This window comes from uncultured Parabacteroides sp. (genome assembly GCF_902493135.1).
Lineage (GTDB): Bacteria > Bacteroidota > Bacteroidia > Bacteroidales > Tannerellaceae > Parabacteroides.
This window is the reverse complement of the sequence record NZ_CABUOD010000033.1, coordinates 22,244-46,068: the sequence shown is the minus strand read 5'-3', so window position 1 is coordinate 46,068 and position 23,825 is coordinate 22,244. Positions and strand designations below refer to the sequence as shown.

Below are 23,825 nucleotides of genomic sequence, written 5' to 3'. Positions count from 1 at the left end.
TACATCATACATGGACAAGCCCATTGCAAAGAAACCCGTTTATTACCGTTACCGCTGGCATATCGCCGGGGGAATCGCATTCATAGCCCTTCTCGTATATGTCGGGATCGCCGCCTCCGGTGGCAGGAAACTCCGTACCGAGGCCGAAAACCTGATCATAGGTGAGGCGACAAGCGACAAATTCCTGGAATATGTAGACGTCGAAGGAGTCGTGCAACCGATCCTCACCATCCAGATCAACGCCCGTGAAGCCGGTAGCGTGGACCGGATCATAGCAGAAGAAGGGACCATGATGGACAAAGGCGATACCATCTTGACACTCAGCAATCCCGATCTTCTTCGCACCATCGAGGACCAGCAGGATGAATGGGAAAAGCAGTTGATCTCTTACCAAGAGAAAGAGATCGAGATGGAACAGAAAAGCATCGACCTGCAACAGGAAACCCTGCAGACAACTTACGAACTGAACCGGCTCAAAAAAAGCTATGCACTCGACGAAGAGGAATTCAACATGGGTGTCAAAAGCAAAGCACAGCTCGAAGTGGCCCGGGACGAATTCGACTACAAGACCCGAAGCACAGCCTTGCAACTGGAAGGTCTGCGCCATGACAGTGCAGCCACGATCCTGCGCCGGGAGTTGATGAAAAACGATCTTGAACGGGAACGTAAGAAGTTCGAACGCGCCCGGGAACGCATGGAGGATCTGGTCGTTCGCGCACCTCTCTCCGGCCAGCTCAGTTTTGTCAAAGTAACTCCCGGACAACAGGTACAGAGCACCGAAGCGATCGCCGAGATCAAAGTCCTCGACCAGTTCAAGATCCATACTTCCCTCAGCGAATACTACATCGACCGGATCACCACCGGCCTGCCCGCCACCATCACCTGGCAAAACAAGAAGTTCCCGCTCCGGATCACCAAAGTCGTCCCGGAAGTCAAAGACCGTAACTTCGACGTCGACCTGGTCTTCACGGAAGCAAGCCCGGAAAACGTACGCATCGGCAAAAGCTTCCGTGTCCAGATCGAACTCGGACAGCCGGAAGAGGCGCTCGTCATCCCGCGTGGCGACTTCTTCCAGACCACCGGCGGCCAATGGATCTATAAACTGAACGAATCCGGCACGAAAGCCCGGAAAACACCGATCAGCATCGGCCGTCAAAACCCGCAGCAATACGAAATAACCGGTGGCCTCCAACCGGGCGACAAGGTGATTGTCACAGGATATAGTACCTTTGGGGATGCGGAAGAGTTGATTTTAAAATAAAAGGAAAATAAGCCTGACAAGGCAACATGAATATGAAAATAATACGATTAGCGATACGATCACTGACACGTTTCAGGCTCTACAGCGCCATCAGCATCATGGGGTTGGGGCTGAGTCTGGCGTGCGTCATCACACTATCCCGATATCTCTATCAGGAAACTACGGAAGACCATTTCCACACACACTTGGACCGTCTCTATTTCACGACCATCCAATACCGGAATTCTCCCATGATACGCTTTTCAGGCAGTTTCAATCTGAATCACGAACCCGACTACAGGGAACCGTTGGAAGACAGGGCAGTAGAACGAAGCACCACATTCATCCCCATGCAGGATCAGGACACCTATTATGGGAATAAAAAGTTCACGGCAAATCTGTTTGCCGTAGACACCTGTTTTCTGCGAATGTTGGATTTCCCCATCCTCATTGGCAACCGGAATACGTTGCTTCTAAAACCGGGAAGTGCGGTAATTACACAGGAGTTCTCAAAAAAACTGTTCGGGAATGAGAATCCGGTCGGCAAAACCCTTTCTTTCACATTCGGGCAACCGGTGACGATCGAAGGCATTATAGGAAATCCGGGGGGTAAGAGTTCCTTGCACTTCGACATCCTGATCTCCACGTCTATGCAGAAAAAATGGTCAAGAATGCCTCAAAGCATTGCATTGCTTTATCCGGAAAGCGACCTGAAACAGGTAAACAAGCGATTGGACTATTACATGTACATGAAAGCGGGAGATCGCTATCAACGATATCAATTCTTTCCCATGAAAGACATTTATTTCGACCGTACAATCCACGACTTCAATTTATTTCATAAAGGAAATAAGACAAACGTCCGGATATTGACAGTCGTGACTTTTCTAATCCTGATCATCGGACTTTTCAATTTCACCAATATCTATACCGTACTTGTACAAAAACGAGCCCGGGAATTCGGTATGAAAAAAGTATTCGGGGCAAAACGACTGCATCTGTTCGGGCAGATCTATATAGAAAATATATTCATTATCGCTTGTGCCCTGTTTATCGGATGGGTATTTGTTGAACTAACACAAGATTATCTGAGCGATCGCCGGGATATCTCCCAATCAAACGACTGGCATTTGAACCTTATGCTCGCGCTCATATTGTTGGTCTTCTTGCCTGTGTTGACCTCTTCCTATCCTTTTTTCAAATATCAATATGCGACACCGATTCATACATTGCAATCCATAAACAGAGGGGGAAATTCCGTCGCTTCAAGAAATATATTCCTGGTTATCCAGTACGGCATATCGATCGCCCTTATCATCGTATCGCTGTTTTTCATCAAACAACTGCATTTCATGTTGAACTACGACAACGGATACCGTACGAAAGACATCATCAAAGTCCAATTTCTCCGTAGCGATTATGCATTAGACGATACATACGAGCAATCAATGGCTAAAAGCAAGAAACAAAAACAACTCGACCATATTATTACGACAAGGATGAACGAATCTCCCCTATTCACGGATTGGGCTTACGGAGAAAGCCCGTACGAATATGGAGAGCCACATATACAATTTGAATTCCAAGGGAAAAAACAATTGGTTATTTATAACAATACAGACGAAAAGTACATGAATATATACAATCTTCAAATAATAGAAGGACGCAATTGGAACGACTCGATCGACCATTTCGGGACATACAACTTGATTATCAATGAAACGGCAAAAAAAATATTCGGCATCACCGATATTACAACAGCTAAGTTACAACCCGAAAGTAGATTATGGTGGAGTTCCGACATGCCTAATATGGACAAAAACCCTGCTTACAACATCGTTGGCATAGTCAAAGACTTTCAAACAGGACATTTGTCTCAGGCAACGCTTCCACTCGTTTTCGCTTATGACATAGGATACCGCTATGAACGTTTGACAGCTCACATCGTTCCGGGCAAACGCCAAGAAGCAATCCGTTTCCTACAAAAGTTACATGAAGAAACCGTTGGAGGAGAATTCATCTATTCTTTTGTGGAAGATGAGATAAAAGCCATTTACAAAGAAGACCAAAAGGTGTCCAGTATCTATACGGTTTTTGCACTGATAGCGATCCTGATCTCCTCATTAGGTCTGTTCGGGCTATCCCTGTTCGACGTACAGCAGCGCTACCGCGAAATAGCCATCCGCAAAGTCAACGGAGCGACCACTTCCGTCATCATGCAAATGCTATTACGAAAATATTACGAACTGCTCGCAATCGCATTTGTCGTGGCGACTCCCGTCACCTGGCTTACGATCCACAAATATCTGGAAGATTTCGCCCACAAGACCGACATCTCCTGGTGGTTATTTGCCATCGCTTTATCACTTACGGGAGCAATCTCTTTGCTGACTTTGATTTGGCAAATACGCAAGGCCGCCCGGACCAATCCGGCGGAAGCAATCAAATCGGAATAAAAATATCTTTGAACAAAATTTCAGAACAAACAAACAGATCATGTTATCGCATTATATCAAAGTTTCTTTCCGGGAACTACTGAAATACCGGACTCAATCGATCATCAGCATTATCGGTCTGGCCATAGGATTTACAGCCTTCATCTTAGGTGGTTACTGGCTATGGTGGGAGACACATTTCGATAAATTCCATCCGGAAGCAGACCGGCTTTACTGCCTGACGACGGAGGGACTTGTCAAGCGTGCCAACGGGACACAAGCCGATCTGGACCAGTTACACATTAACGACCGGGAAGAATTGTTCAAGCTGCTCCCCGAAATCGAAGTCTCCTGTTCATTCAACCTCCTCAACTTTACATTGAAACAGGACAACGAGGCGATCCAACTGCATGGGATGGAAAGCGGGCAGTCCTTCTTCGACCTTTTCCGGGCGGATTTTATCGAAGGGACTCACAAAGGGGTCGTCCCCGACGGCAGTTCTGTCATTTTAACGGAACGGACAGCCCGCAAACTGTTCGGGACAACCAACTGCATCGGCAAGGAAGTCGTATTGGATGACAAGCTCCGTCCCTCGGTAGCCGGTATCATCCGTGACTATCCGGATAATACAGATCTGTTGTTCGACTTCCTGTTGATCCGGACACCCCAGCCCAATCATGTCAAACGCATGACGACCTACGTGCGACTCCAAAAGAACGCAAACGCGGCAAACGTACGGAACAAACTGGCGCACTATAAAAGCCATGCCGAAGACAAAAGGAATCGCGAACAGGTAAAAAACTGGAAAATAAACCTGCTGACAGCCTCCGAGGTACATCTCCGGTGCCATCCGGAATTGACAGACCGCATCCGCAATATTCATATACTGGCTTTGGCCGGGGGAATGGCTTTCCTTAGCGCCCTGATCAACCTGCTTGTCCTTTTTATCGGTCAACAGCAACGGAAACAACAGAAAAACCGGACTTACCTCTGTGTAGGAGCTTCAACCACAAGCATGATCATGAAAGGTTGTACCGAACTGGCACTCCCTTTGACGATTGCCTTCCTGATCGCTTTCTGCCTGATCGAAAGCCTCTATCCTTACTATGAGAGCTATACGACCTGGAACCGGTACGGTATCTATGAGAACGTCAGTCGCCACCTTTCACGGACTTCGCTTTTCGGCAATACGCTGTCGCTCGCCGGAATCAGTATCCTGGCGTTCTTGCTTATCTGTTATTATCCGATACGCAATTTTTTGGAGCATAAAATACGGAAACCGGCTCTTTTCAAACAGGGCTTGATAGTCGTCCAGATATTTATCGGTTCGTTGTTCTTTATCATCTCTCTGGGATTATTCCGGCAGTTGCATTTCATCCTTTCAAAAGACAAAGGGATCGATTACGAACGAGTCATACAGGTCGATTTAGGATACGATACGGCTTTTCAGACGGATTTGAGCGTCTTGAAACCGGAAATGGCCAATCATCCGTATGTAGAAGGAGTCACATACACCTGCGGGAACGCTCCGGTCTTTACGGAACAGGGGGATTGGTACGGTTCCTTTTACTCGCAGTTCTGTTTCGATCCGAATGAAGCCGAACCCAATAGTTACAGTCCGGTAGTCGTTGCCGACAAAGACTTCTTTTCGTTCTTCAGGCTGCAACTGATATCGGGCAACTGGCCGACGGATGCAAACCCATATAGCTATATGGTAAATGAAACTTGCCTGCAAACATTAGGATACACGGACCTGCTTGAACGGCCTATATACAAGAAAGGACAGGCAAGCCAGGCCAAAGTCTGCTGTGTCATAAAAGACTATCTCTATGCTCCGATGCAATATCCTATATTGCCGCTGTTCTTTACCACCTACGATAATCCGATGGTAAAAGACTTCGAGCGTCCTTACCTTATTTATGTACGCTATGCAAAAGGACATAAAAAGGAAGTGATGGAGCATCTTCGTGAGATCACATCACATATTCAGAATGACAATGTCAACCGGAATAAAATGTTTACGGAGCTATCCGACCTGGTCGATATTTTCAACCGTCCGGAAAAAGTGATTTTTACCATCTTTAGCATCCTTTCTCTGGTTTGTATCCTGATCTCCACTTTCGGTATCTACTCGCTGGTCAGTCTCGCCACCGAACAGCGGCGGAAAGAGATTGCCATCCGCAAAGTGAACGGGGCGACGTTTTATCACATCCTCCAACTGTTCTTCCGGGAGTATTTCATGTTAGTGGCAGTAGGCAACGCTTTTGCCCTTCCGGTCGGCTATTTAGTAACGAACCGTTGGCTCGAAACGTACGCCAATCACACCACATTGCCGGTATGGTTGTTCCTGTTGGTTTTCCTGATCACCAGCGGAATCGTACTGCTCTCTATTTTCCGCCAGGTTAAAAGAGCTGCCGCTACCAATCCGGCGGAAGTAATCAAAACAGAATAAAAACACGATACGATAGTATAAAGAAAACAATAAAAAAGAAAAGCAAAAACTAATTAAGTCAACACATCCCAAAAACAATTAACATTTTAAATTGATAAGACAAATTACACTAATTATATCATATAGCACCATAAGTTGTTTTATATTCGCTCTATAAATTATTTACATTAATATTTCACGAATTTTATGCTTGAGGAATGGGAACCGGCCTATATAGCCATGTTGACCGGCTTCGTCAACAAGAATCAGGACGATTATGTAGGAAAAGGGAAACACACGCAGGTTGACTTTTGGACAAGCTGGTGCGGACCGTGCCGGGCTGAAACGCCGCAACCTGAGAGGTGAAGAGTTAAAAGCAAGAGTCAAAAAGGTGATGCAATAATATAACATGCACAAACAGCTACTTATAGTGATGTTGATTTGTCTGAAAGGCGCCGATTATATATCTGCACAGCAGTGGACAAAAAAGGATTCAGTCTGGCTCCAGAACGTTCTGTCCGGCAAAGAAAAGCTGGAACTGAATCCTGAGACGATGAAAGCGATTCAATCAGGTTCTTTTCTAAACCTGGATGAACCGGCTTCCGATATGAAGATGTCGCCGGTAACCCCGTTGCCCATCCTCAAAGATTTTACCGAATACATACAAACGGATTCGGTCCATCGTAAAAAGGCATTAAAGGACCTGCCTCCCGGCGTTTTCTGGTTGTACACTCCTCCTCCCGGTAAATTTTTACCGGTCTACAAGAATATGCTCGAAGCATGGAAAAGCGATCCTATGAACCGTTCTCATAACACAGGCTTCGTCACTTTCGACTTCGCAGAAATGACCAGCAGAAAGAGTTATATACACAAACGTAATGCCAAAAGAGACGGGACATGGAAGAATTACAACAATCTGCCAACCCCCGACATCATCAAAAAGAAGAAGAAATTCGCTAAAGATAATCCGGATATAGCCGGACAGGATACGCTTTTATTGCGCAAGGACTCGTTACAGTTAAAAGACACGACGCACGTAACCGCCTCTGCTCCGATGAACTAAACAGCCCATAGCATAACTTTATTAAAAAAAGTCGTATTATTTTGCAACAATTCAGTGTCAAATAACGTCTTATAGTTATACAAGAAACATTAATCGAAAACAGATTATGACAAAAATACAACTATTAGCTACGCTGTTGGCATTTTTCATCATTGCCATGCTGGGAGCATGCAATAATGAAGACTATTCGGAGCCGGATGTTTTCAAGGTAACACCTGACCTCCGCACCCGCATCAACGCAGGGGTAAAAATGGCTTCCCGCACGGAAAAGAGACTGTTCAATGAGAAATTCAATTCCTTCCTCACCAAGTGCGATGAAATGGGATTGGAAAATACTCCCTATCAGTATATGGAAACGGAAGAGTACGCCGACTTGAAAAATCAAGTCTTGTCATCCTCTCCCGCTACCTGCTATCTGTTAATGGACCGCTATCTAAAGCGGAATCCACCTTTCTTCTCTTTCATCCTGAACGATCTGATCGAAACAGCCTATCCCAATACGGCAGACGAGATTGCCAACCGGATGAAATCATCGACCACCGTACAGGAAACAATGGAGCTGTTTCCTCAGGTTTGCCTGGAGATCTGGCTGGATGAGATAGAGAACCGTTAGGCTACTCCCACTCCGGCGGCTCCTGCCCCAACAAGTTCTTGACGAAGAAATCGTGCATTTTGTGCATTTCGAACGGGCCGCCGAGGCTGTGTGTCTTGCCCGGCAGGTAAAGCTGTTCGAAGTTCTTGTTCGCTTTCATCAAGGCGCTGACAACCTGCAAGGTGGAAGCCGGATCGACGTTGTCGTCCAGTTCGCCGTTGATCAGGAGCAACTTGCCTTTCAGGCAGTGAGCATTGTCGACATTGGAGGAGGCGCTATAAGAGGCGTCGATCGGATAGCCCATCCACTGTTCGTTCCACCAGATTTTATCCATCCGGTTGTCATGGCAACCGCAAAGGGCGACCGCAACCTTATAGAAATCGTTATGGAACAGCAGAGCCGCCATCGCATTCTGACCTCCGGCCGACCAGCCATAGATGCCGGCACGATCCAGATCCATGTACTTGTACTTCGCACCTGCCGCTTTCATCCAGGCGATACGATCCGGGAAACCGGCATCTTTCAGGTTCTTCCAGCATACATCATGGAAAGCCTTCGAGCGGTTGGATGTCCCCATCCCGTCGATCGAAACAACGATGAAGCCGAGTTCCACCAGTTTGGAGACCAGATGATGGGCCGGCTTGAAATCCTTATCCACATGCGAATCGTGCGGGCCGGCATAGATAAACTCTACGACCGGATAGGATTTGGAAGCATCGAAGTGCATCGGGCGATAAATGTTCCCCCAGATATCCGTCTGTCCGTCCCGGCCTTTCGCACAGAACACTTCCGGTATCTGCCAGCCTTCCGCCTGCAACGCACTCACATCGCACTTCTGCAATCCGGCAACCACAGACGCATCCGAAGTCCGCTTCAACTGGCTGACAGGCGGCAGGTCGGGACGGGAATAGACATCGGTAAAATAAGAACGGTCGGCAGAGAAGGTCACACGGTGATTCCCGTTCTCAGGAGTCATATCGGTAAAGCCCGTTCCGTCCAGGTTAACCCGGCAGTAATGCAGGTTGTAAGGATCTTCGCCTTTGTTGAAACCCGAAGCGGTGAAGTAGACAACCCGGTTCGCCTCATCCACGTGATCGACCTGGCGAACCACCCATTCGCCCTTCGTCACCTGTCGTTTCACCTGCCCGTTCGTGCCGTCTATCAGGTAAAGATGACGCCATCCGTCCCGCTCGGAGATCCAGAGCAGTTCTTTTCCGTCGTCGAGGTCGTATCGGTAGTTGTTATAATAATAGATAAAAGTCTTTGTCTGCTCGTCCACCAGATGGCGGATAGAACCGTCGGCCGCACTCACTTCGCCAATCACATAACGCTGATGGCCGCGCTGGTTGAACTCGAACGTAAAAGCGCGGCTGTCTTCACGCCAACCGGTCAGGTTCAGATAGAACTGGTTTTCATAAGGAGCGACATTCAGTGCCACCTGTTTGCGTGCCTCTACGTCAAAAAGGACAGGCAGGTAAACAGGCAATACATCCCCCGGCTTCGCGTAATCGCGCCATTGCAGGATCGGTTGCTTTTGGCTGGACGGACTGGATTCGACCAGCGGAATACGGCGTTCCTGTACGTCGCGCACCTTCACCGTCGCCAGCTTGCGGGAGTCGGGCGACCAGATGATCGACCAGGCATCATAGCGCAGGTTAGTCGTGCCGTCCATCGTCAGGGCAATCTCTTCTTTCGGCTTATCCTTCTCTTTCTCATCCCGGACAGGAGAGATATAGAGGTTGTTGTCTTTCACATACGCTTCCCATTTCTTATCAGGCGAAACGACAGGAGCCGGAGCTTCTCCGCGGCGGCGCCAGCGGTCCGGCCTCTTCTCTTCCTCTTTCAGCAGGGATTCGACCAAATTCTTTTGCTTTTTGGAGAAAAATGCCGCCAATCCTTTCTTATCTGCGGCACGTTGCTTCTTTCCGCTCTCCGCATTGACAAGATAGTAGAAATCTCCCTCCTTCTCATGGTTCTTATACCAGAAATAGTGGGAGCTGTCTATCCATTCGGGACGGATAGCGGGAGAATAGACCCGGTCGGAACATTTCAGGATCGTGTCGGCACGCTCATAATCGGCACGCGTCACCTGCGAAGCGGCGCTTTCTGCACCGAACGCCATCGCCAACAGGCACAGGCAAGAGATAAACAAAGTCGTTCGTTTCATAATAAACAGTGATTTATGATTTAATCCCAATTTTTTAATTCTTAATTTTTAATTCTTAATTTTCCAACCACCAGTCAATCATCCTCCGCGCCAAGCTCAGTTTGCGCGGTATCTCCGGCAGGTTGTCTTTCGAGAAGAACGAACCGGAGCTCAACTCCTCATCCTGCAATTTGATCTCCCCGCTGACATAATCGGCAATAAAACCGATCATCAGGTTGCTCGGATAAGGCCAGGGCTGATTGCCGAAGTAAGTGATGTCGCGGATCGTCAATCCGGTTTCCTCCCGCACTTCACGTTCCACGCACTGCTCCAACGTCTCGCCCGTTTCCAGGAAACCGGCCACAAGCCCATGGAACGTCCCCCGGAAATTACGTGCATGCACCAACAGGATTTCCTCGCCTTTCCGGATCAAGACAAGAATAGCGGGCGACACTGCCGGATAGATCTCATATCCGCAAGCGGGACACTTCTTCACGATCGGTCCCTTCTGTTCCGTCGGCGTCCCGCAAGCCGGACAGAAGCGGCTGTGCCGGTCCCAATAGAGTATCTCGTAGGCCTTCCCCGCCTGGTCATAGAAGTAGCGGTCTATATGATCGTAAGAGGCCCGAAGTCCCATCGGCAGGTAAACGTCCGTCTCTTCCAGCGGCTCGTCGGTCGAAACAGCCATCGCCACCGTCCCGTCCTGCATTTCGACCCTCTGGAGTAGAGACGCACGGCCATACGTCTCTACAGGCGATTTATCCATAAAAGGAATTGCATAGCCACCACCGGCTTTCTTTTGCAGCAAAAGTTGGTCATTGTAGAAAACATACCAATATAGAGGAGCGTTATTTGTCATTTCCATACGTCTGATTCTTTATATCGGGGACAAACATACGAAAAAAACCCCCACATTGGTATCTCTATTGTTTCCTATCGCACAAGAAAACGTATCGCATAAGTAATAAATCTTCGCCAAGTGCCTTATTATTCTATAATCAGCGGCGGCGATTACATAATCAGCACCGACGATTATAAAATCACCGCCGCTGATTATAAAATCGCCGGTTGTGATTAAAGAATTATACGGCATCTAACGATCTTTTCCTATAAGGAACAAAAAGATTTTCTTATGAGGCCCGGGAGAATAATCGTGCGTTTCCGAACTCCATCCGTGCGGACAAGCACAGTTGCAGGATTCCGATCAAGCGATAATCCATTACATATAAGAAACTTATGATTATGGCACGACTTTTGCATCACTACTCATAAACAAAACAGTTGAAAACCATGATTAAAACAGTTGCATTAGAAAAGATCTTCCGGACGGAAGAGGTGGAGACGTTGGCGCTGAACAAAGTAAGCATAGAAGTCAAAGAAGGAGAGTTCGTTGCCGTTATGGGACCTTCCGGATGCGGTAAATCTACGTTGCTGAACATCTTAGGACTACTGGACAACCCGACTACCGGAGAATATTACCTGAACGGGATCGAAGTTTCCCAATATACGGAAGCCCAGCGGACGAAGCTGCGCAAGGGGATTATCGGTTTCGTCTTCCAGAGTTTCAATCTGATCGACGAGTTGAACGTGTACGAGAATATTGAACTACCTCTGCTTTATATGGGTGTTTCGGCCACCGAACGGAAAAAGAAAGTGCAGGAAGCGATGGAACGGATGGCTATCGTGCACCGCGAAAAGCATTTCCCGCAGCAGTTGTCCGGCGGCCAGCAACAGCGTGTCGCCATTGCCCGCGCCGTAGTGGCCAATCCGAAATTGATCCTTGCCGATGAACCTACCGGTAACCTGGACAGCAAAAACGGGCAGGAAGTGATGAATCTGCTTAACGAACTGAACAAGGAAGGGACGACGATCGTCATGGTGACGCACAGCCAGCACGATGCCGGATTCGCATCCCGCATCATCAACCTGTTCGACGGACAGGTGGTAACGGAGACCGTGATTTAAGCCTGAAATGTTATAAAAGGAGAAGAGGAAGCCGTAATGTATTAAGATATGTTACGGTTTACGAGATTGTCGTATTCCATATGATTCCAAATCAAATAAACTTGTATATTGCCGGCACTAATCATAAATCGAATGAATATGAAACACGGACTTTACTTACTTATGTTCCTTCTTTGCTTCACTGGATTGCAGGCACAGGAACGCGTAGTCGAACAACCGGCTTTCGACGCTTGGAACTCGACGACACTGGAAATAGATAAAATCGTACTGAGCGATACCGCCACGGTCTTTTATATCGACGCTTACTACCACCCGAAATACTGGATACAGGTCGCGAAGGAAACTACCTTGCAGGCCGACGGCAAAACCTATCCGATCAAGGCAGGCGACGGCATCAACCTGAGCGAAAAGTTCTGGATGCCGGAATCGGGAGAGGCCTCTTTCCGCCTGATATTCCCGCCATTGCCGAAAGGGACGAAAGCCGTTGACTTTTCCGAAGGAGACGTAGAAGGCGCCTACAAGATATGGAACATCCGGCTGGACGGTTCACCAGCCTACTCTTCCCTGGCAGGGAAAAAGAACCCTGTTGAAACCCCGGTACTGGAAAAGCCGGAATTCAAAAACGGCACGGCTGTACTGAAAGGACATATCGCCGACTATAAACCGGACATGAACCTGAAGGGACGCGCTTGGAATTTCAACTTGTTGAACGGGGGCACGGAAGAATATAATATTACGGTACAACCGGATGGGAACTTCACGTTGGAAGTCCCACTGTATTATTCTACAAGCCTGAACATCTCCAGCAACTTTATGAACGGCCTGATATATCTGAAACCGGGAGAAACGACTTCCGTAGAAATCAACATGCCGGAGATTTGCCGTTCACAGTCCAAAAAGCAGAAAGACAAACCGTCATTAGGCGAGAAATATTATTTCACCGGGGCTTTGGCGGCGCTAAACAACGAATCCAGCAATTCTTCCCTTCGTTTTGTATCCGTCTCCCCCAAATCCCAGGAAGACTATATGCAGATGTTTTCCGATATCAGCACGATGGATGCAAATCAGTTCAAGGCTTACTGGATGGATCGTTACCAGAAGGAAAAAGCCGTACTGGACAGCCATACGGAATTAAGCGACGCTTACCGCACGCTCCTGCATAACAGCCTGAAAAAAGACTTGGCGGAACAATTGCTTGGCATCAGCGGAATGATGGAGTACGCTTATCGTACTGTCAACCAGATTCCGCGCGACTCAGTGATACCCAAAGACAAAAAGGTGATACCGGCTATAGAATATTACGATTTCATCCCGGAGTTGATAAGCAACGATCCGTACCTGCTGTATGACGGCTCTTTCACTTATCTGATCTCCTACCTGCAATATACGAACTTCACCGGAGAAGACAGGGCCGCCGGAGAGAAAGCCCCCGATAACACCGCCGATCTCATCAAGGTTATGGGGACAGACAACGGGATTCTTTTCGACCTCCTTGCCGCACAACGCCTATCCCAACCGATAAAAGAATTCCGTCCGCTAAGCGACGAGGAGATCGCGCAGGCCGGGAAAATATCCCCGGTCATCCAGGAAGCACTCACGCAGATGAACAACAAGGTCAAGCAGACAATCGAAGAAAACAAAAAGAAATCCGGCTACACCGTCAACCGTGTGAACATCGCCGACATCCCGGCCGAGGAACTGTTCAACGCCATCACCACGCCTTACCGGGGCAAAGTTGTGTTTGTCGATTTCTGGGCGACCTGGTGCGGCCCGTGTAAAGCCGCGATGAGAGCGTCCGAACCTGTCAAGAAAGATTTCGCCGGCAAGGATATCGTCTTCCTCTACCTGGCAGGCGAGAACTCCCCGAAAGGCACTTGGGAACAGATGATACCGGATATCAAGGGCGAACATTACCGGATGACGGATGCACAATGGACGTATATCTGCAATAAATTCGGCGTGCAGGGTGTTCCTTCTTACATGATCATCGCCAAAGACGGTACGCCGACCCATTTCCAAGTCGGATTCATGGGAGCGGATAAGATGAAGGAAATGCTCATGAAGGAATTGGATAAATAAGAACTGTTACTATGTATAAAACGTTGCTTGCTCTATTGTTTTCAGGGATCGGCCTGTTGTTGCATGCTGATAATTCCTATCTCATACAGGCCCGCATACGGGATGTGAAAGACGGAACCGTATTCTTCCTGAAACAATTCAGCACGCAGCGGATTATAAATGCGATGCGACTCGAAGACGGCAAATTACAGATGAAAGGCGAGCTGTTCGACACGCCCCAGCATCTCTGGCTTTGCACGACCATCAAAGATGAATTCTATTACTGCGACCTGCTGGTAGACACGGGGAAGATCGTTGTCGAAGGAAGCATCCATGATTTTCCGAACGGCTTGCATTTCGAAGGGGCTCAAACACAAATGCAATATGCCGCTTATCTGAACCGGACGCAGTCGTTTACACAACAGATCGACAGCCTGAACCACATAGCCAATCGCTTGCATAACCGGAAAACGGATGGCATAGTGTATAACAGTCATATCGTTCCGGGCACTTACAAATTAGACGTAGAGGTGGAAAGAGATAGAATCACAGCCATACGCGACTCCATCCGTTCCAAATTTATCCAGAACCACATGGACCAGTATGCCGGGCAGTTCCTGCTGACCCGTGTCATGAAAAATCTTTCGCCTGATTCCCTGAAAGCCCTTTACCGCCTCATCCCGGTCGAGATGAAGAAAACCAAATTCACCCGTTTGATCAGCAACCAGATCAACCCGTATGCCGACAGCTACATCCGGGAGGCGGACGACCTGCTGCGCCAGACAAGCCACAAAGAAAAGGAAATGCACAGCTATGCGGAAGAAGCCTATAAACTCTATGCGCAAGCGGTGCAGCTCGACTCTACACGAACGGACGGCTACATCGCACTGGCATCCATGTCCGAACGCCTGCTCCCATTCAAAGATGTGGAAGCTTACGACATTGCGATCCATTACCTTCAGAAATTCATGGCAAGCGACATCCGGGCAAACGAATACGAGGCTGCCGTGAAGAAAATGGAAGACCTGCAATTCAAGAAATGGCTGAAGCAGAACGAAGAACCGGAAATGGTAACCGTCAATGGCGGAAGTTTCGAAATGGGGTCCACTTATAAAGAAGACAACAATCCGCCTCACAAAGTAAAAGTAGACAGTTTCCTAATCAGCCGGTACGAGATAACGAACTACCAGTTTGCCGCCTTTCTCTCGACACTTAGTCCTGAAAAGATAAAAGACGACCCGCCTTTGTATTACCCCTGCAACTGGGGCATCCAAAACGGAAAGCCAATGCCGGGTTACGAGGCTCATCCGGCAATCTATGTCACCTGGTACGGCGCACAGGAATATTGCAAATGGGCCGGAGGACGCCTGCCGACCGAAGAAGAATGGGAATTCGCCGCACGAGGCGGCAACTACGGGAACCACGACCATCTTTATAGCGGCGGCATGGAACTGGACAGCTTAGGTTGGTATGCCGGAAACTCCGGTGGAAAGCCGCACCGGGTAGGGACGTTAAAACCCAACGAATTAGGTTTACACGATATGAGCGGTAACGTATGGGAATGGTGCAGCGACACCCAGATAAAAGACGGCAAAGAATATGTCGCCGTCCGTGGCGGAACCTGGTTCAACGAACGCGCAATCTGCCGCCCGACCTGCCGCTATTACATCTTCCCGAACAGCAAGCATTTCAACAATGGGTTCCGGCTGGTAAAGGATTTATAATTGCCTGGCAGGAAATACGACTTTAACAGCTCTATAGATCAGGGACCATACATAATTGTACAATCTTAAAACGTATATATTGACATTGAGCAAAAATAAGAAGCCGACTACAACATAAACCAATTGTAAAATAAGATGATCGGCAATAATCTGATTTAACCCCAAAAACCGCTTAAATACTCCTAACAACAATGTCGAAAAGGCATGGACAAAGTAGATATCATACCCCTCTTTCGAGTAGATATCTATATATCGACGGACAATTGCGGATTTATCATATAAAGAAACAATCCCTTTCTTCATATAAGAGCCTCCAAGACCCAAAATGACCATACAGTATGAAACAAACAACAAATTCGGAGGAAATTTATTTGCTTGTATATCAAACGGAATCTTTTCTACTCCAAACATATAAACCAAATATCCGGCGGCAGCGATCACACACACGATATTCTGCCAACCTAAATTTTGTTTATAATACAATCCCCAAACAGTAAAAAGCATATATACTATAGCCGTCTGAATCAATTCCGAATAATATTGATTGGACGACAATAGCAAAACCACACAGACTGCATAAAAGATAAACGGAATCTTATACCGGCGAATCCCATTGAATAGCATCGGAAGGAAAAGACTGATCAATAAATAAGGAGATAAAAACCAAAGATGGTCAAATATGCGATGTTCCACCGGAGGGGTAAATAGGACATACGATAAAAAATCTTTTAACGGTATGATACCACCATGATTCCTGTAAAAAAAACAGACAGCCGGAAAACAGAATAGTGCATACTTCCAATAAGGAATTACAATCTTTTTCACCCTCGTCCGGATATAGACCCAATAAGGTTTCTCGGATGTTAATGAAAAAGAAGCACCCGCTATATAAAATATAATTGCCATTGAAAACAAAGCAGCGGAAACCCATCCTCTATCGAAAATCCCCACCTTTGCTCCTTCCCACCACACCAAATGAGAAAAACAAGTAATATAAATTCTAATTCCCCCTCTGCATATATCCAGATTCCGATCTCTCATGTTCTATTTATTTCCTATAATCAATTGAAGGTTGCAAAGATACTTTTTCCTTTTAATAAAAAAGAGTAATATTGCATACTAAAACAAATCAATCAAATTAATGAGCAATTCCATACATTTAATCAGTCTCTTACTTCTAACTTCCGGTCTATCCATACAAGCCCAGGAAAAGAGAGCGATGACATTCGACGAGATGGTCGGATGGGAACACATATCCGAACAACGTATTTCCGATGACGGCAAATGGGTCTTCTGTAAAATGGAGCCTTGGCGGGGAGATGCCTCCATTCAGTTATACAACGGCAAAGGAGAAGAGAAAGCGGCTTTCAAGCCAGCTTCGAAAGCACAATTCAGCGCTTCATCCGAATATCTGTTGGTAACAAAAGTTCCTTCCTTGGAAAAAGTAGAAGCCGAGAAGCTAAAGAAAACAGACAAGGACCAAATGCCGATGAACAACCTTGTCATCTCCCGGCTGACAGGCGGAGAGGAGACGGTAGATTCACTCAAAACATACAAACTCTCGGAAACGGCCGATTGGCTGGCTTATCAGCGCGGAAGTAAAAAAGACTCCACTCTTTACATCCGTTCGCTCGACGGAATGCTGAAAGATTCGTTTCCGGCTGTAAGCGATTTCGGATTTGCCCAAAAAGGGAATGTACTATACATCGTATCCGATTCTGTCTTATATACCTATATTCCAGAGAAAGGGAACAGCCGGATATCCGCCGGAAGAGGAGTATTCAAAAAGATCGCTTTCAATGAAAACGGCAGCAAGCTCGCCTATCTGTTCTGTGCAAACAAAGACTCCGCCTCGACCCGGAGTAGCCTGTATATAGCGGAAAACAATACCCCCGGCAAACTGATCGCGCAACGGGGAGACAAAGCCTTTCCCTCATCGTGGATAATCAGCGAAAACGGAACTCTCCATTTCTCCGAAAACTCTAATCGCCTGTTCTTCGGCACAGCCCCGGAGCCCCGGCAGAAAGACACGACCGTACTGGCCGAAAACCGGCCGGACGTACAAGTATGGAGTTGGGACGAAAAGGTACAATACACGCAACAGTCTTTCAACAAGGCGTCCGACTTGAAACGGTCTTATACGGCAGTTTACAACATCGGTTCCGGACGTCTCTTCCAATTGGCGACCGAGGAACTTCCCTCGTTGCAAACCGCTGATGAAGGGAATGCATCACTGGCACTTCTCTCGACCTCAAAGCCATACGGCACACAAAGCATGTGGACGGCTAAAAACTTTTATGACCTTTATACGATCGACCTGGAAACCGGAGAACGACGGCAAATCAAGGAAAAGAGTCCTTCTTACATGCGTTTCTCCCCGAAAGGGAAATATACATACTGGTATCAGGAACAGGACAGTTCTTGGTACACCCGTTCCATGGCCGACGGGAAAGAATACCGCCTGACCACACCGGAGACCTTCATCGCCTGGAATGAAGATAACGACGTCCCGGACTATCCTTCCCCGTACGGAATCGCCGGTTGGACAGACGACGACCGGACGATCCTGATCCGGGACCGCTACGATATCTGGGAGTTCAGCCCGACAGCCTCCTCCTCTCCTGTCAGCCTGACCGTAAACGGCCGGAAGGAGAAGATCACCTATTCGCTGATCCAAATGGACCGGGAGAAAAGATCGTACAACCTGAACGCTCCCCAGTATCTCAACGGCTTCAACGAAGTCACCAAAGGCTTCGGGTATTATACCGCCCGTCTGAACAAACCGACCGCCCCCAAAGCACTGTTGGCCGGCGACTTCAAACTGGCCGCTCTGTCGAAAGCCAAAAACACCGATGCCGTAATCTACACGCAGGAAACATACGAGCAATATCCGGATGTCCGACTATCCGACCTCAGTTTCAAGAAATCCATCCGGCTGACAGACGGCATCCGCCAGCAGGATTCCATCATTTGGGGGACAGCCGAACTGACTTCCTGGATCTCCCTGGATGGCCGGCCTCTGGAAGGTGTCATCTACAAACCGGCCAATTTTGACCCGAACAAGAAATATCCGGTAATCGTGAATTTCTACGAGCGCAATGCCAATACATTATACAACTACCATATGCCCAGTCCCGGACGTTCTACGATCGACTATCCGTTCTACCTCAGCCACGGCTTTATCATTTTCAATCCCGATGTCCGCTTCACAGACGGCTATCCGGGTGAAAGTTGCTATAATTGCGTAATGCCGGGGATCACTTCCCTGATTGCGAAAGGGTATGTCGACGAGAAAGCGATCGGCGCACAAGGCCATAGCTGGGGAGGTTACCAGGTTGCTTATTTAGCCACCCGTACCCGGCTCTTTGCCGCAATCGAATCGGGTGCGCCGGTAGTCAATATGCTGAGTGCTTACGGCGGAATCCGTTGGGGCTCCGGCTTAAATCGTTCCATGCAATATGAACACGGGCAAAGCCGTATCGGGGGCAATATCTGGGAAATGCCGTTGCAATATATCGAAAACTCTCCCCTCTTCAATATGGATAAGGTGACTACCCCGATCCTGATCATGCATAACGATGCAGACGGGCACGTGCCCTGGTATCAGGGGATCGAATACTTCATCGCCCTCAAACGCCTCCAAAAGCCGGCGTGGTTGCTCAACTATACAGGTGAACCCCACTGGCCGACGCGTTTGGCAAACCGTCTCGATTTCCAGAAACGCATGTTCCAGTTCTTCCACCACTACCTGCAAGGCGCCCCCATGCCTAAATGGATGAGCGAAGGTGTTCCGGCCGTAGACCGGGATTTCGAGTTGGGATATTGATATCTCTTTTATATTTATTCTTAATATATTATGGATAAATATTCATATCTTTGTATATTAATTGGAATGTAAACAATGAAAATAACAGGTAACACATTAAGTTTATATGTTGATATTCCTATATCAGAAATATCCATATTCAAATATCTTGCCCATAAAATGGGATGGAAAGTTCATGTTGCTAAAGAAAATGAAGATACATTAAGTCAGGAAGAAGAAAAAAAACTATTTTTCGAAAACTCCAAACGCTCTATGGCGAAGTGCATGGAAAAATATTTATCAGAATGAAAATACACCAACGAGATATTATCGAAGTTAATTATTTATTTCCTGACGGAACAACAAAACCACATATGGCTATTGTGGTATCCAATGATGAACTTCAGGAGATAGAAGGATTCTTTTATTTGGCAATGATTTCATCTAAGAACTATAATCCACAATATACTTATCCATTGAATAATGAAATGTTAAGCAAGCCTTTATCGAGGCAAAGCTATGTCATTTGTCAACTAATAGGCGGATATACAGAACGCGATGTAGTCAAGATATGTAGCCGAATCAAGAATGACTTTTTCGTCGAAATTGTCGAGAAGATAAAACAAACGATCTTTTAAAACTCCATCTTAAATGTTGTCCGGACATTCGGAACAGACAAGACGGAAAGTTGGCCGCCATGCAATTGCATGATGCGCTGGGAAATAGGCAGGCCGATGCCGCTACCACCGGATTTGGTGGAATAGAAAGGAGTAAAGACGGCGGACAACCGTTCGGGAGGAACCCCCGGGCCGTTGTCTGTTATCGTTATAAGAAGACGTCCGGTTACCCCGGCACATGCATCGACCTTCACAATTCCATCCTTTTGTCCCTCTACCGCCTGCAATGCGTTCCGGATCAGATTGATCAATGCAAGAGTAACCAGATTGGCATCGCCATATATTTGAAGTTCCTTACCCGCCGTATCAGCCTTTCCACCGGAATAAACAATCCGTTCACTTCCCGGTTCGGCTTGTAGTAACTGTTCCAACTTAGTAAATAACGCCCGTACGGGGATTTTTTTATATTCCGGTTCCGGCAAATGCGTCAAACGATGATACGAATCGAGAAAAGCAGTCAGGCTCTTTGCCTGGCTGTTGATGACTTCAAGCTCTTCACGTTGCTGGGATAGGGAAGTACGGTCCATATATTTTAGCAAATCTGCCGAAAGAGAAGCAATCGGGGTGATAGAGTTGCGAATCTCATGCGTCATCACCCGTAGGATACTATCATAATAAAGGCTTTTCTCTTCCACCTCAAGATGTTTATCCCCCAATTGCCGGAGAACATGATTCATATCGGCGTATAAAGCATTCATAAAGGGATCATCCGGATTAGCAGGGAAATGTTGCGTCGTATCCTCGTTCCGCATCGCCTCGAAAAAGACGGACAATTTATAATTAAAGTGGGTTGCCAACCGGATTATAAACAGAGTTATCAACAGGATAAACAACAGGCACACAAACGATAATGTAAATGACAACTGTGTTATTAACAACCAGGAGCCAATGAGGGATAAAAGCACGATCAATACTACGCTCCCTACCATCTTAGCATATAACCTGCGACTATACATAGGGCAAAGGTACATTAATTACGACAAACCCACAAAAAGACAAAGAAAATACGAATCTCACGTTTATTTACGAATTAATAGTAACAAACTTGTTTTTAACAAATTAAATCGCTTTATTTGTATCGGACAATCGAACACAAATAAAATACGAACAATTAATCCGGAGATTATGAACAAGACAACGAGACTTTTAGGAAGTTTGCTTATTGCCACAATAGCAACATCCTGCGGAACGGGAGGTAAAAATCAATCCGCACAAACAAACGATCCTTTGGCCAACAGCCCGATAGTCGGTCAATATGTACAGGTAGGAACTGACAAAGTCATGTCGTGCGACCAGAAACTACTGGCCGATACCGTACGCATACCTCTCAGTTTCTTCACGGAAGAAATGGAAATCGTAAAACTGGATAACCGGGATGAGGCATTGGTCGGACAAACCGGGGTGACGATTTCAGATAATTACATCTTGGTACATGGCCGCCGGCCAAATCCATTCAAACTATTCGACCGCAAGGGGAATTTCCTGACCAACATCGGTGCGATCGGACAAGGCCCCGGCGAATACCAAATGGTGTATGATGCCAAATTGGACGAGGCAAACAACCGCATCTATATCCTGCCTTGGAATGCATCGCAACTTTTAGTGTACGACTTGCAAGGAAACGTCTTAGACCCGATTCCTCTTTGCTTGCGTTGTCCGAAAGCAAAATTCGATGTCGATCTTACCGGAGACAAGGTTTCGATAGTCCTGTTACCATTCAAAGGCTATGCGGCCGTTGCCTGGACACAGGATTTGAAAGGGAACAGGCTCAGCTACATAGAACCGGGACATTTGGAAGCGCCTCAGGACTTCAGTAATGAAGTGATATCAGGATTCAATATCCCCGGCGCGTTCGATGTCAATATTTTATGTATAATGCCGACCCGCGTCGATTCGCTCTACCGATATGACGGAGACAATAGCCGTTTGATCCCGACATTCACACTCAACTTTGCCAATACGGATAAAATCCCCTGGCACGGATACGGAGAATGGCCGCACCATTTCATTGGAGATTTTTCAGAACCGCCGGTTGAAGTCGCTCCCGGATCATGGACCAACGGAAAGACTTACCATTACATCGTGGACAAAAAAACAGGAAAAGGTTCTTTCTTTAAACTCTATAACGACTATTTCGGCAATTTGGAAATCGGCTATCCCAGTTATGCATTCTCCAATGGCTATTATATCCGGAATATCGAACCCGGCAACCTCATGACCGACATCGAGAACGCGTTGAAAAACCAGGATATCACCGACGAGATGCGTAAAAAGTTGGCCGACCTGCAAGCCTCTATCGGTGAGAACGACAACAACATTCTATTTTTAGCTAAGTTAAAACAATAAATGCACAAACAGATGAAAACACTTCTTCCCCTCCTATTCCTTTTCCTGTTCACAACCTGCAATAGCAAAAGTTCACCGGTTTCCGGAGAAGGCGACAATGGACAAATGCCTTGCATCGACCTGGCCGGGAACCTGAACAACACCGTTCCCTCCCTGCCCCTGAGCGAAGCGGTGGGAAAGGTGGATATTGTCCCGTTGGAAACGACAAGTAAGTCTTTTATCCGGAGGATCGAAGATATCAAAGTAACCGCCCATGATATTTTCGTTTTCGACATAAACGAAGGTGTATTCCGGTTTGACCGGCAAGGCAAGTTTCTGAACAAAGTCGGTAAAAAAGGAGAAGGGCCGGAAGAGATCCTTTCGATATGGCAAATGATGATTAAAGAAGCGGAACAGGAAGTTTATCTCTATTCCATAACCGATAAGAACTGCATCAAAGTCTATAATTTCGACGGTTCTTTCAATAGAGTTGCTCTTCAGGGTCGAATGGAAAATGTATTTTATGGGCCAAGCAATCAGATTTTCTCTTTTAAACATCATTTCTTCCTACAACAGGTACTCCCTGTCCTATTTTTAGAAAACAAACATGAAATATGGTCGTTTGCACTCACCGACAGTTATTTCAATATCCAAAAAAAATTCTATAATCCAAGTCTGGCAGGGAAAGATGAAGAAATTATCGAGAACTGTGCTCCTCACTACGGTTGGAAGAAATACTGGTCGGAAGGCAGGACTGCCATAGACACCTATAACCAGCAACTTGTCATGAAATATGCGGGAGTAGACACCCTCTATCGATACAACGAAAGCAATCAGAATTTCGAACCGCACTACACGCTTTTTTCAGGCGAACAACCTCCTTTCGATATGGCACATGTATGGGTTAAAGATGCGGCATTCTTTAAATATCTATGGGTCTATGACTTCTATGACACCCAAAAGTATTTATATCTCCTTGCCGGTAAGTCCAATGTCATCCACACGTTTCGATATGATAAGGAAAACAGGGAGGTTAGGGTTTCGAAAAAAGAAAGCGCCATCATTGAAAGGCCTTTCCCCGGCTCCCCCAACTTTGTCTTCCGCGAACTAAAGAAGCGGTTCGAATTGCAGAACGACCTTTCCGGCGGAATCGTTTTCACGGTTGACTACAAATCACAAGGCAAGTATTGGATCGATGAATGTAATTCTTCCGATTTGCTGGAGCAGATCGACCCGGACGAACTGAAAAAAGAAGAAGTAAAAGACAAACCGGCACGCGACAAGCTCGTCCAAGTGCTAAGCAAAGTTACGGAAGAGGATAATCCGGTCCTCTTCATTGCCACTCTGAAATAAATCATTACATT

Annotated in this window: 17 protein-coding genes and 1 pseudogene; 14 read left to right on the top strand and 4 right to left on the bottom strand. The window is 46.8% G+C overall.

Going from position 1 to position 23,825, the window contains the following annotated elements; translation table 11 throughout:
- Positions 1-10: 10 nt before the first annotated feature.
- The 6 genes and pseudogenes from RDN79_RS14110 to RDN79_RS14085 all read left to right on the top strand — a co-directional run bounded on the left by RDN79_RS14110 (position 11) and on the right by RDN79_RS14085 (position 7,782).
- Positions 11-1,261, top strand: a complete 1,251-nt coding sequence (locus RDN79_RS14110) for an efflux RND transporter periplasmic adaptor subunit (protein ID WP_298551267.1) — start codon at positions 11-13, stop codon at positions 1,259-1,261.
- Between the two features lie 32 nt (positions 1,262-1,293).
- Positions 1,294-3,696, top strand: coding sequence for an ABC transporter permease (locus RDN79_RS14105; RefSeq protein ID WP_298551269.1), 2,403 nt, complete (start codon positions 1,294-1,296; stop codon positions 3,694-3,696).
- Between the two features lie 40 nt (positions 3,697-3,736).
- Positions 3,737-6,127: an FtsX-like permease family protein gene (locus RDN79_RS14100; RefSeq protein WP_298551271.1), complete on the top strand. Its 2,391-nt coding sequence runs from the start codon at positions 3,737-3,739 to the stop codon at positions 6,125-6,127.
- 240 nt (positions 6,128-6,367) lie between these two features.
- Positions 6,368-6,457 (top strand): annotated as a pseudogene (locus tag RDN79_RS14095) (TlpA family protein disulfide reductase); the annotation flags it as partial.
- An 82-nt stretch (positions 6,458-6,539) separates the two neighbouring features.
- Positions 6,540-7,169 carry a DUF4858 domain-containing protein gene (locus tag RDN79_RS14090; protein ID WP_308573244.1) on the top strand — a complete coding sequence of 210 codons (630 nt, stop codon included), beginning with the start codon at positions 6,540-6,542 and terminating at the stop codon, positions 7,167-7,169.
- A gap of 106 nt (positions 7,170-7,275) precedes the next feature.
- Positions 7,276-7,782, top strand: a complete 507-nt coding sequence (locus RDN79_RS14085) for a hypothetical protein (RefSeq protein WP_298551275.1) — start codon at positions 7,276-7,278, stop codon at positions 7,780-7,782.
- 1 nt (position 7,783) lies between these two features.
- Here the strand turns inward: RDN79_RS14085 and RDN79_RS14080 are convergent, their stop codons facing one another.
- Together RDN79_RS14080 and nudC are read right to left on the bottom strand one after the other, a co-directional pair.
- Positions 7,784-9,928 (bottom strand): S9 family peptidase, encoded by a 2,145-nt coding sequence (locus tag RDN79_RS14080; protein ID WP_298551277.1) that lies wholly within the window; start codon positions 9,926-9,928, stop codon positions 7,784-7,786.
- Positions 9,929-9,983: 55 nt separating this feature from the next.
- Positions 9,984-10,772, bottom strand: coding sequence for an NAD(+) diphosphatase (gene nudC, locus RDN79_RS14075; RefSeq protein WP_298551279.1), 789 nt, complete (start codon positions 10,770-10,772; stop codon positions 9,984-9,986).
- A 425-nt stretch (positions 10,773-11,197) separates the two neighbouring features.
- Between nudC and RDN79_RS14070 the strand changes: the two genes are divergently transcribed.
- From RDN79_RS14070 to RDN79_RS14060, 3 genes are all read left to right on the top strand, one after another.
- The gene (locus tag RDN79_RS14070) at positions 11,198-11,872 is read left to right on the top strand and encodes an ABC transporter ATP-binding protein (protein WP_298551281.1); all 675 of its coding nucleotides are present in this window, start codon (positions 11,198-11,200) and stop codon (positions 11,870-11,872) included.
- Positions 11,873-12,010: 138 nt separating this feature from the next.
- Positions 12,011-13,951 (top strand): TlpA disulfide reductase family protein, encoded by a 1,941-nt coding sequence (locus RDN79_RS14065; RefSeq protein ID WP_298551283.1) that lies wholly within the window; start codon positions 12,011-12,013, stop codon positions 13,949-13,951.
- A gap of 11 nt (positions 13,952-13,962) precedes the next feature.
- Complete coding sequence (locus RDN79_RS14060; protein ID WP_298551285.1) at positions 13,963-15,654, top strand: SUMF1/EgtB/PvdO family nonheme iron enzyme; 1,692 nt, start codon at positions 13,963-13,965, stop codon at positions 15,652-15,654.
- Here RDN79_RS14060 and RDN79_RS14055 read toward each other — a convergent pair.
- Entirely contained in the window at positions 15,649-16,695 is a 1,047-nt protein-coding gene (locus RDN79_RS14055) for an acyltransferase family protein (RefSeq protein WP_298551287.1), read from the bottom strand. The genes RDN79_RS14060 and RDN79_RS14055 overlap by 6 nt on opposite strands.
- A 100-nt stretch (positions 16,696-16,795) precedes the next feature.
- On the opposite strand from RDN79_RS14055, the gene RDN79_RS14050 reads away from it, so the two are divergent.
- The 3 genes from RDN79_RS14050 to RDN79_RS14040 all read left to right on the top strand — a co-directional run bounded on the left by RDN79_RS14050 (position 16,796) and on the right by RDN79_RS14040 (position 20,097).
- The gene (locus RDN79_RS14050; protein ID WP_298551288.1) at positions 16,796-19,480 is read left to right on the top strand and encodes a prolyl oligopeptidase family serine peptidase; all 2,685 of its coding nucleotides are present in this window, start codon (positions 16,796-16,798) and stop codon (positions 19,478-19,480) included.
- A 75-nt stretch (positions 19,481-19,555) separates the two neighbouring features.
- Positions 19,556-19,768, top strand: a complete 213-nt coding sequence (locus tag RDN79_RS14045) for a hypothetical protein (RefSeq protein ID WP_298551290.1) — start codon at positions 19,556-19,558, stop codon at positions 19,766-19,768.
- Positions 19,765-20,097, top strand: coding sequence for a type II toxin-antitoxin system PemK/MazF family toxin (locus RDN79_RS14040; protein ID WP_298551292.1), 333 nt, complete (start codon positions 19,765-19,767; stop codon positions 20,095-20,097). Before RDN79_RS14045 ends, RDN79_RS14040 begins: the two co-directional genes overlap by 4 nt.
- Here RDN79_RS14040 and RDN79_RS14035 read toward each other — a convergent pair.
- Positions 20,094-21,092: a HAMP domain-containing sensor histidine kinase gene (locus RDN79_RS14035; protein ID WP_308573242.1), complete on the bottom strand. Its 999-nt coding sequence runs from the start codon at positions 21,090-21,092 to the stop codon at positions 20,094-20,096. The genes RDN79_RS14040 and RDN79_RS14035 overlap by 4 nt on opposite strands.
- Before the next feature lie 169 nt (positions 21,093-21,261).
- On the opposite strand from RDN79_RS14035, the gene RDN79_RS14030 reads away from it, so the two are divergent.
- Positions 21,262-22,482 carry a 6-bladed beta-propeller gene (locus tag RDN79_RS14030; protein WP_298551296.1) on the top strand — a complete coding sequence of 407 codons (1,221 nt, stop codon included), beginning with the start codon at positions 21,262-21,264 and terminating at the stop codon, positions 22,480-22,482.
- 12 nt (positions 22,483-22,494) lie between these two features.
- A complete protein-coding gene (locus tag RDN79_RS14025; protein ID WP_298551298.1) occupies positions 22,495-23,814 on the top strand; it encodes a 6-bladed beta-propeller in 1,320 nt (439 codons plus the stop codon).
- Positions 23,815-23,825: the final 11 nt, after the last annotated feature.

What these genes read in the sequence shown, in the direction of transcription:
- RDN79_RS14050 (WP_298551288.1), top strand. Translation starts at nt 16,796, where the DNA reads ATGAGCAATTCCATACATTTAATCAGTCTCTTACTTCTAACTTCCGGT.
- nudC (WP_298551279.1), bottom strand. Translation starts at nt 10,772, where the DNA reads ATGGAAATGACAAATAACGCTCCTCTATATTGGTATGTTTTCTACAAT.
- RDN79_RS14030 (WP_298551296.1), top strand. Translation starts at nt 21,262, where the DNA reads ATGAACAAGACAACGAGACTTTTAGGAAGTTTGCTTATTGCCACAATA.
- RDN79_RS14035 (WP_308573242.1), bottom strand. Translation starts at nt 21,092, where the DNA reads ATGTATAGTCGCAGGTTATATGCTAAGATGGTAGGGAGCGTAGTATTG.
- RDN79_RS14090 (WP_308573244.1), top strand. Translation starts at nt 6,540, where the DNA reads ATGTTGATTTGTCTGAAAGGCGCCGATTATATATCTGCACAGCAGTGG.
- RDN79_RS14055 (WP_298551287.1), bottom strand. Translation starts at nt 16,695, where the DNA reads ATGAGAGATCGGAATCTGGATATATGCAGAGGGGGAATTAGAATTTAT.
- RDN79_RS14040 (WP_298551292.1), top strand. Translation starts at nt 19,765, where the DNA reads ATGAAAATACACCAACGAGATATTATCGAAGTTAATTATTTATTTCCT.
- RDN79_RS14080 (WP_298551277.1), bottom strand. Translation starts at nt 9,928, where the DNA reads ATGAAACGAACGACTTTGTTTATCTCTTGCCTGTGCCTGTTGGCGATG.
- RDN79_RS14110 (WP_298551267.1), top strand. Translation starts at nt 11, where the DNA reads ATGGACAAGCCCATTGCAAAGAAACCCGTTTATTACCGTTACCGCTGG.
- RDN79_RS14065 (WP_298551283.1), top strand. Translation starts at nt 12,011, where the DNA reads ATGAAACACGGACTTTACTTACTTATGTTCCTTCTTTGCTTCACTGGA.
- RDN79_RS14025 (WP_298551298.1), top strand. Translation starts at nt 22,495, where the DNA reads ATGAAAACACTTCTTCCCCTCCTATTCCTTTTCCTGTTCACAACCTGC.
- RDN79_RS14070 (WP_298551281.1), top strand. Translation starts at nt 11,198, where the DNA reads ATGATTAAAACAGTTGCATTAGAAAAGATCTTCCGGACGGAAGAGGTG.
- RDN79_RS14060 (WP_298551285.1), top strand. Translation starts at nt 13,963, where the DNA reads ATGTATAAAACGTTGCTTGCTCTATTGTTTTCAGGGATCGGCCTGTTG.
- RDN79_RS14085 (WP_298551275.1), top strand. Translation starts at nt 7,276, where the DNA reads ATGACAAAAATACAACTATTAGCTACGCTGTTGGCATTTTTCATCATT.
- RDN79_RS14105 (WP_298551269.1), top strand. Translation starts at nt 1,294, where the DNA reads ATGAAAATAATACGATTAGCGATACGATCACTGACACGTTTCAGGCTC.
- RDN79_RS14100 (WP_298551271.1), top strand. Translation starts at nt 3,737, where the DNA reads ATGTTATCGCATTATATCAAAGTTTCTTTCCGGGAACTACTGAAATAC.
- RDN79_RS14045 (WP_298551290.1), top strand. Translation starts at nt 19,556, where the DNA reads ATGAAAATAACAGGTAACACATTAAGTTTATATGTTGATATTCCTATA.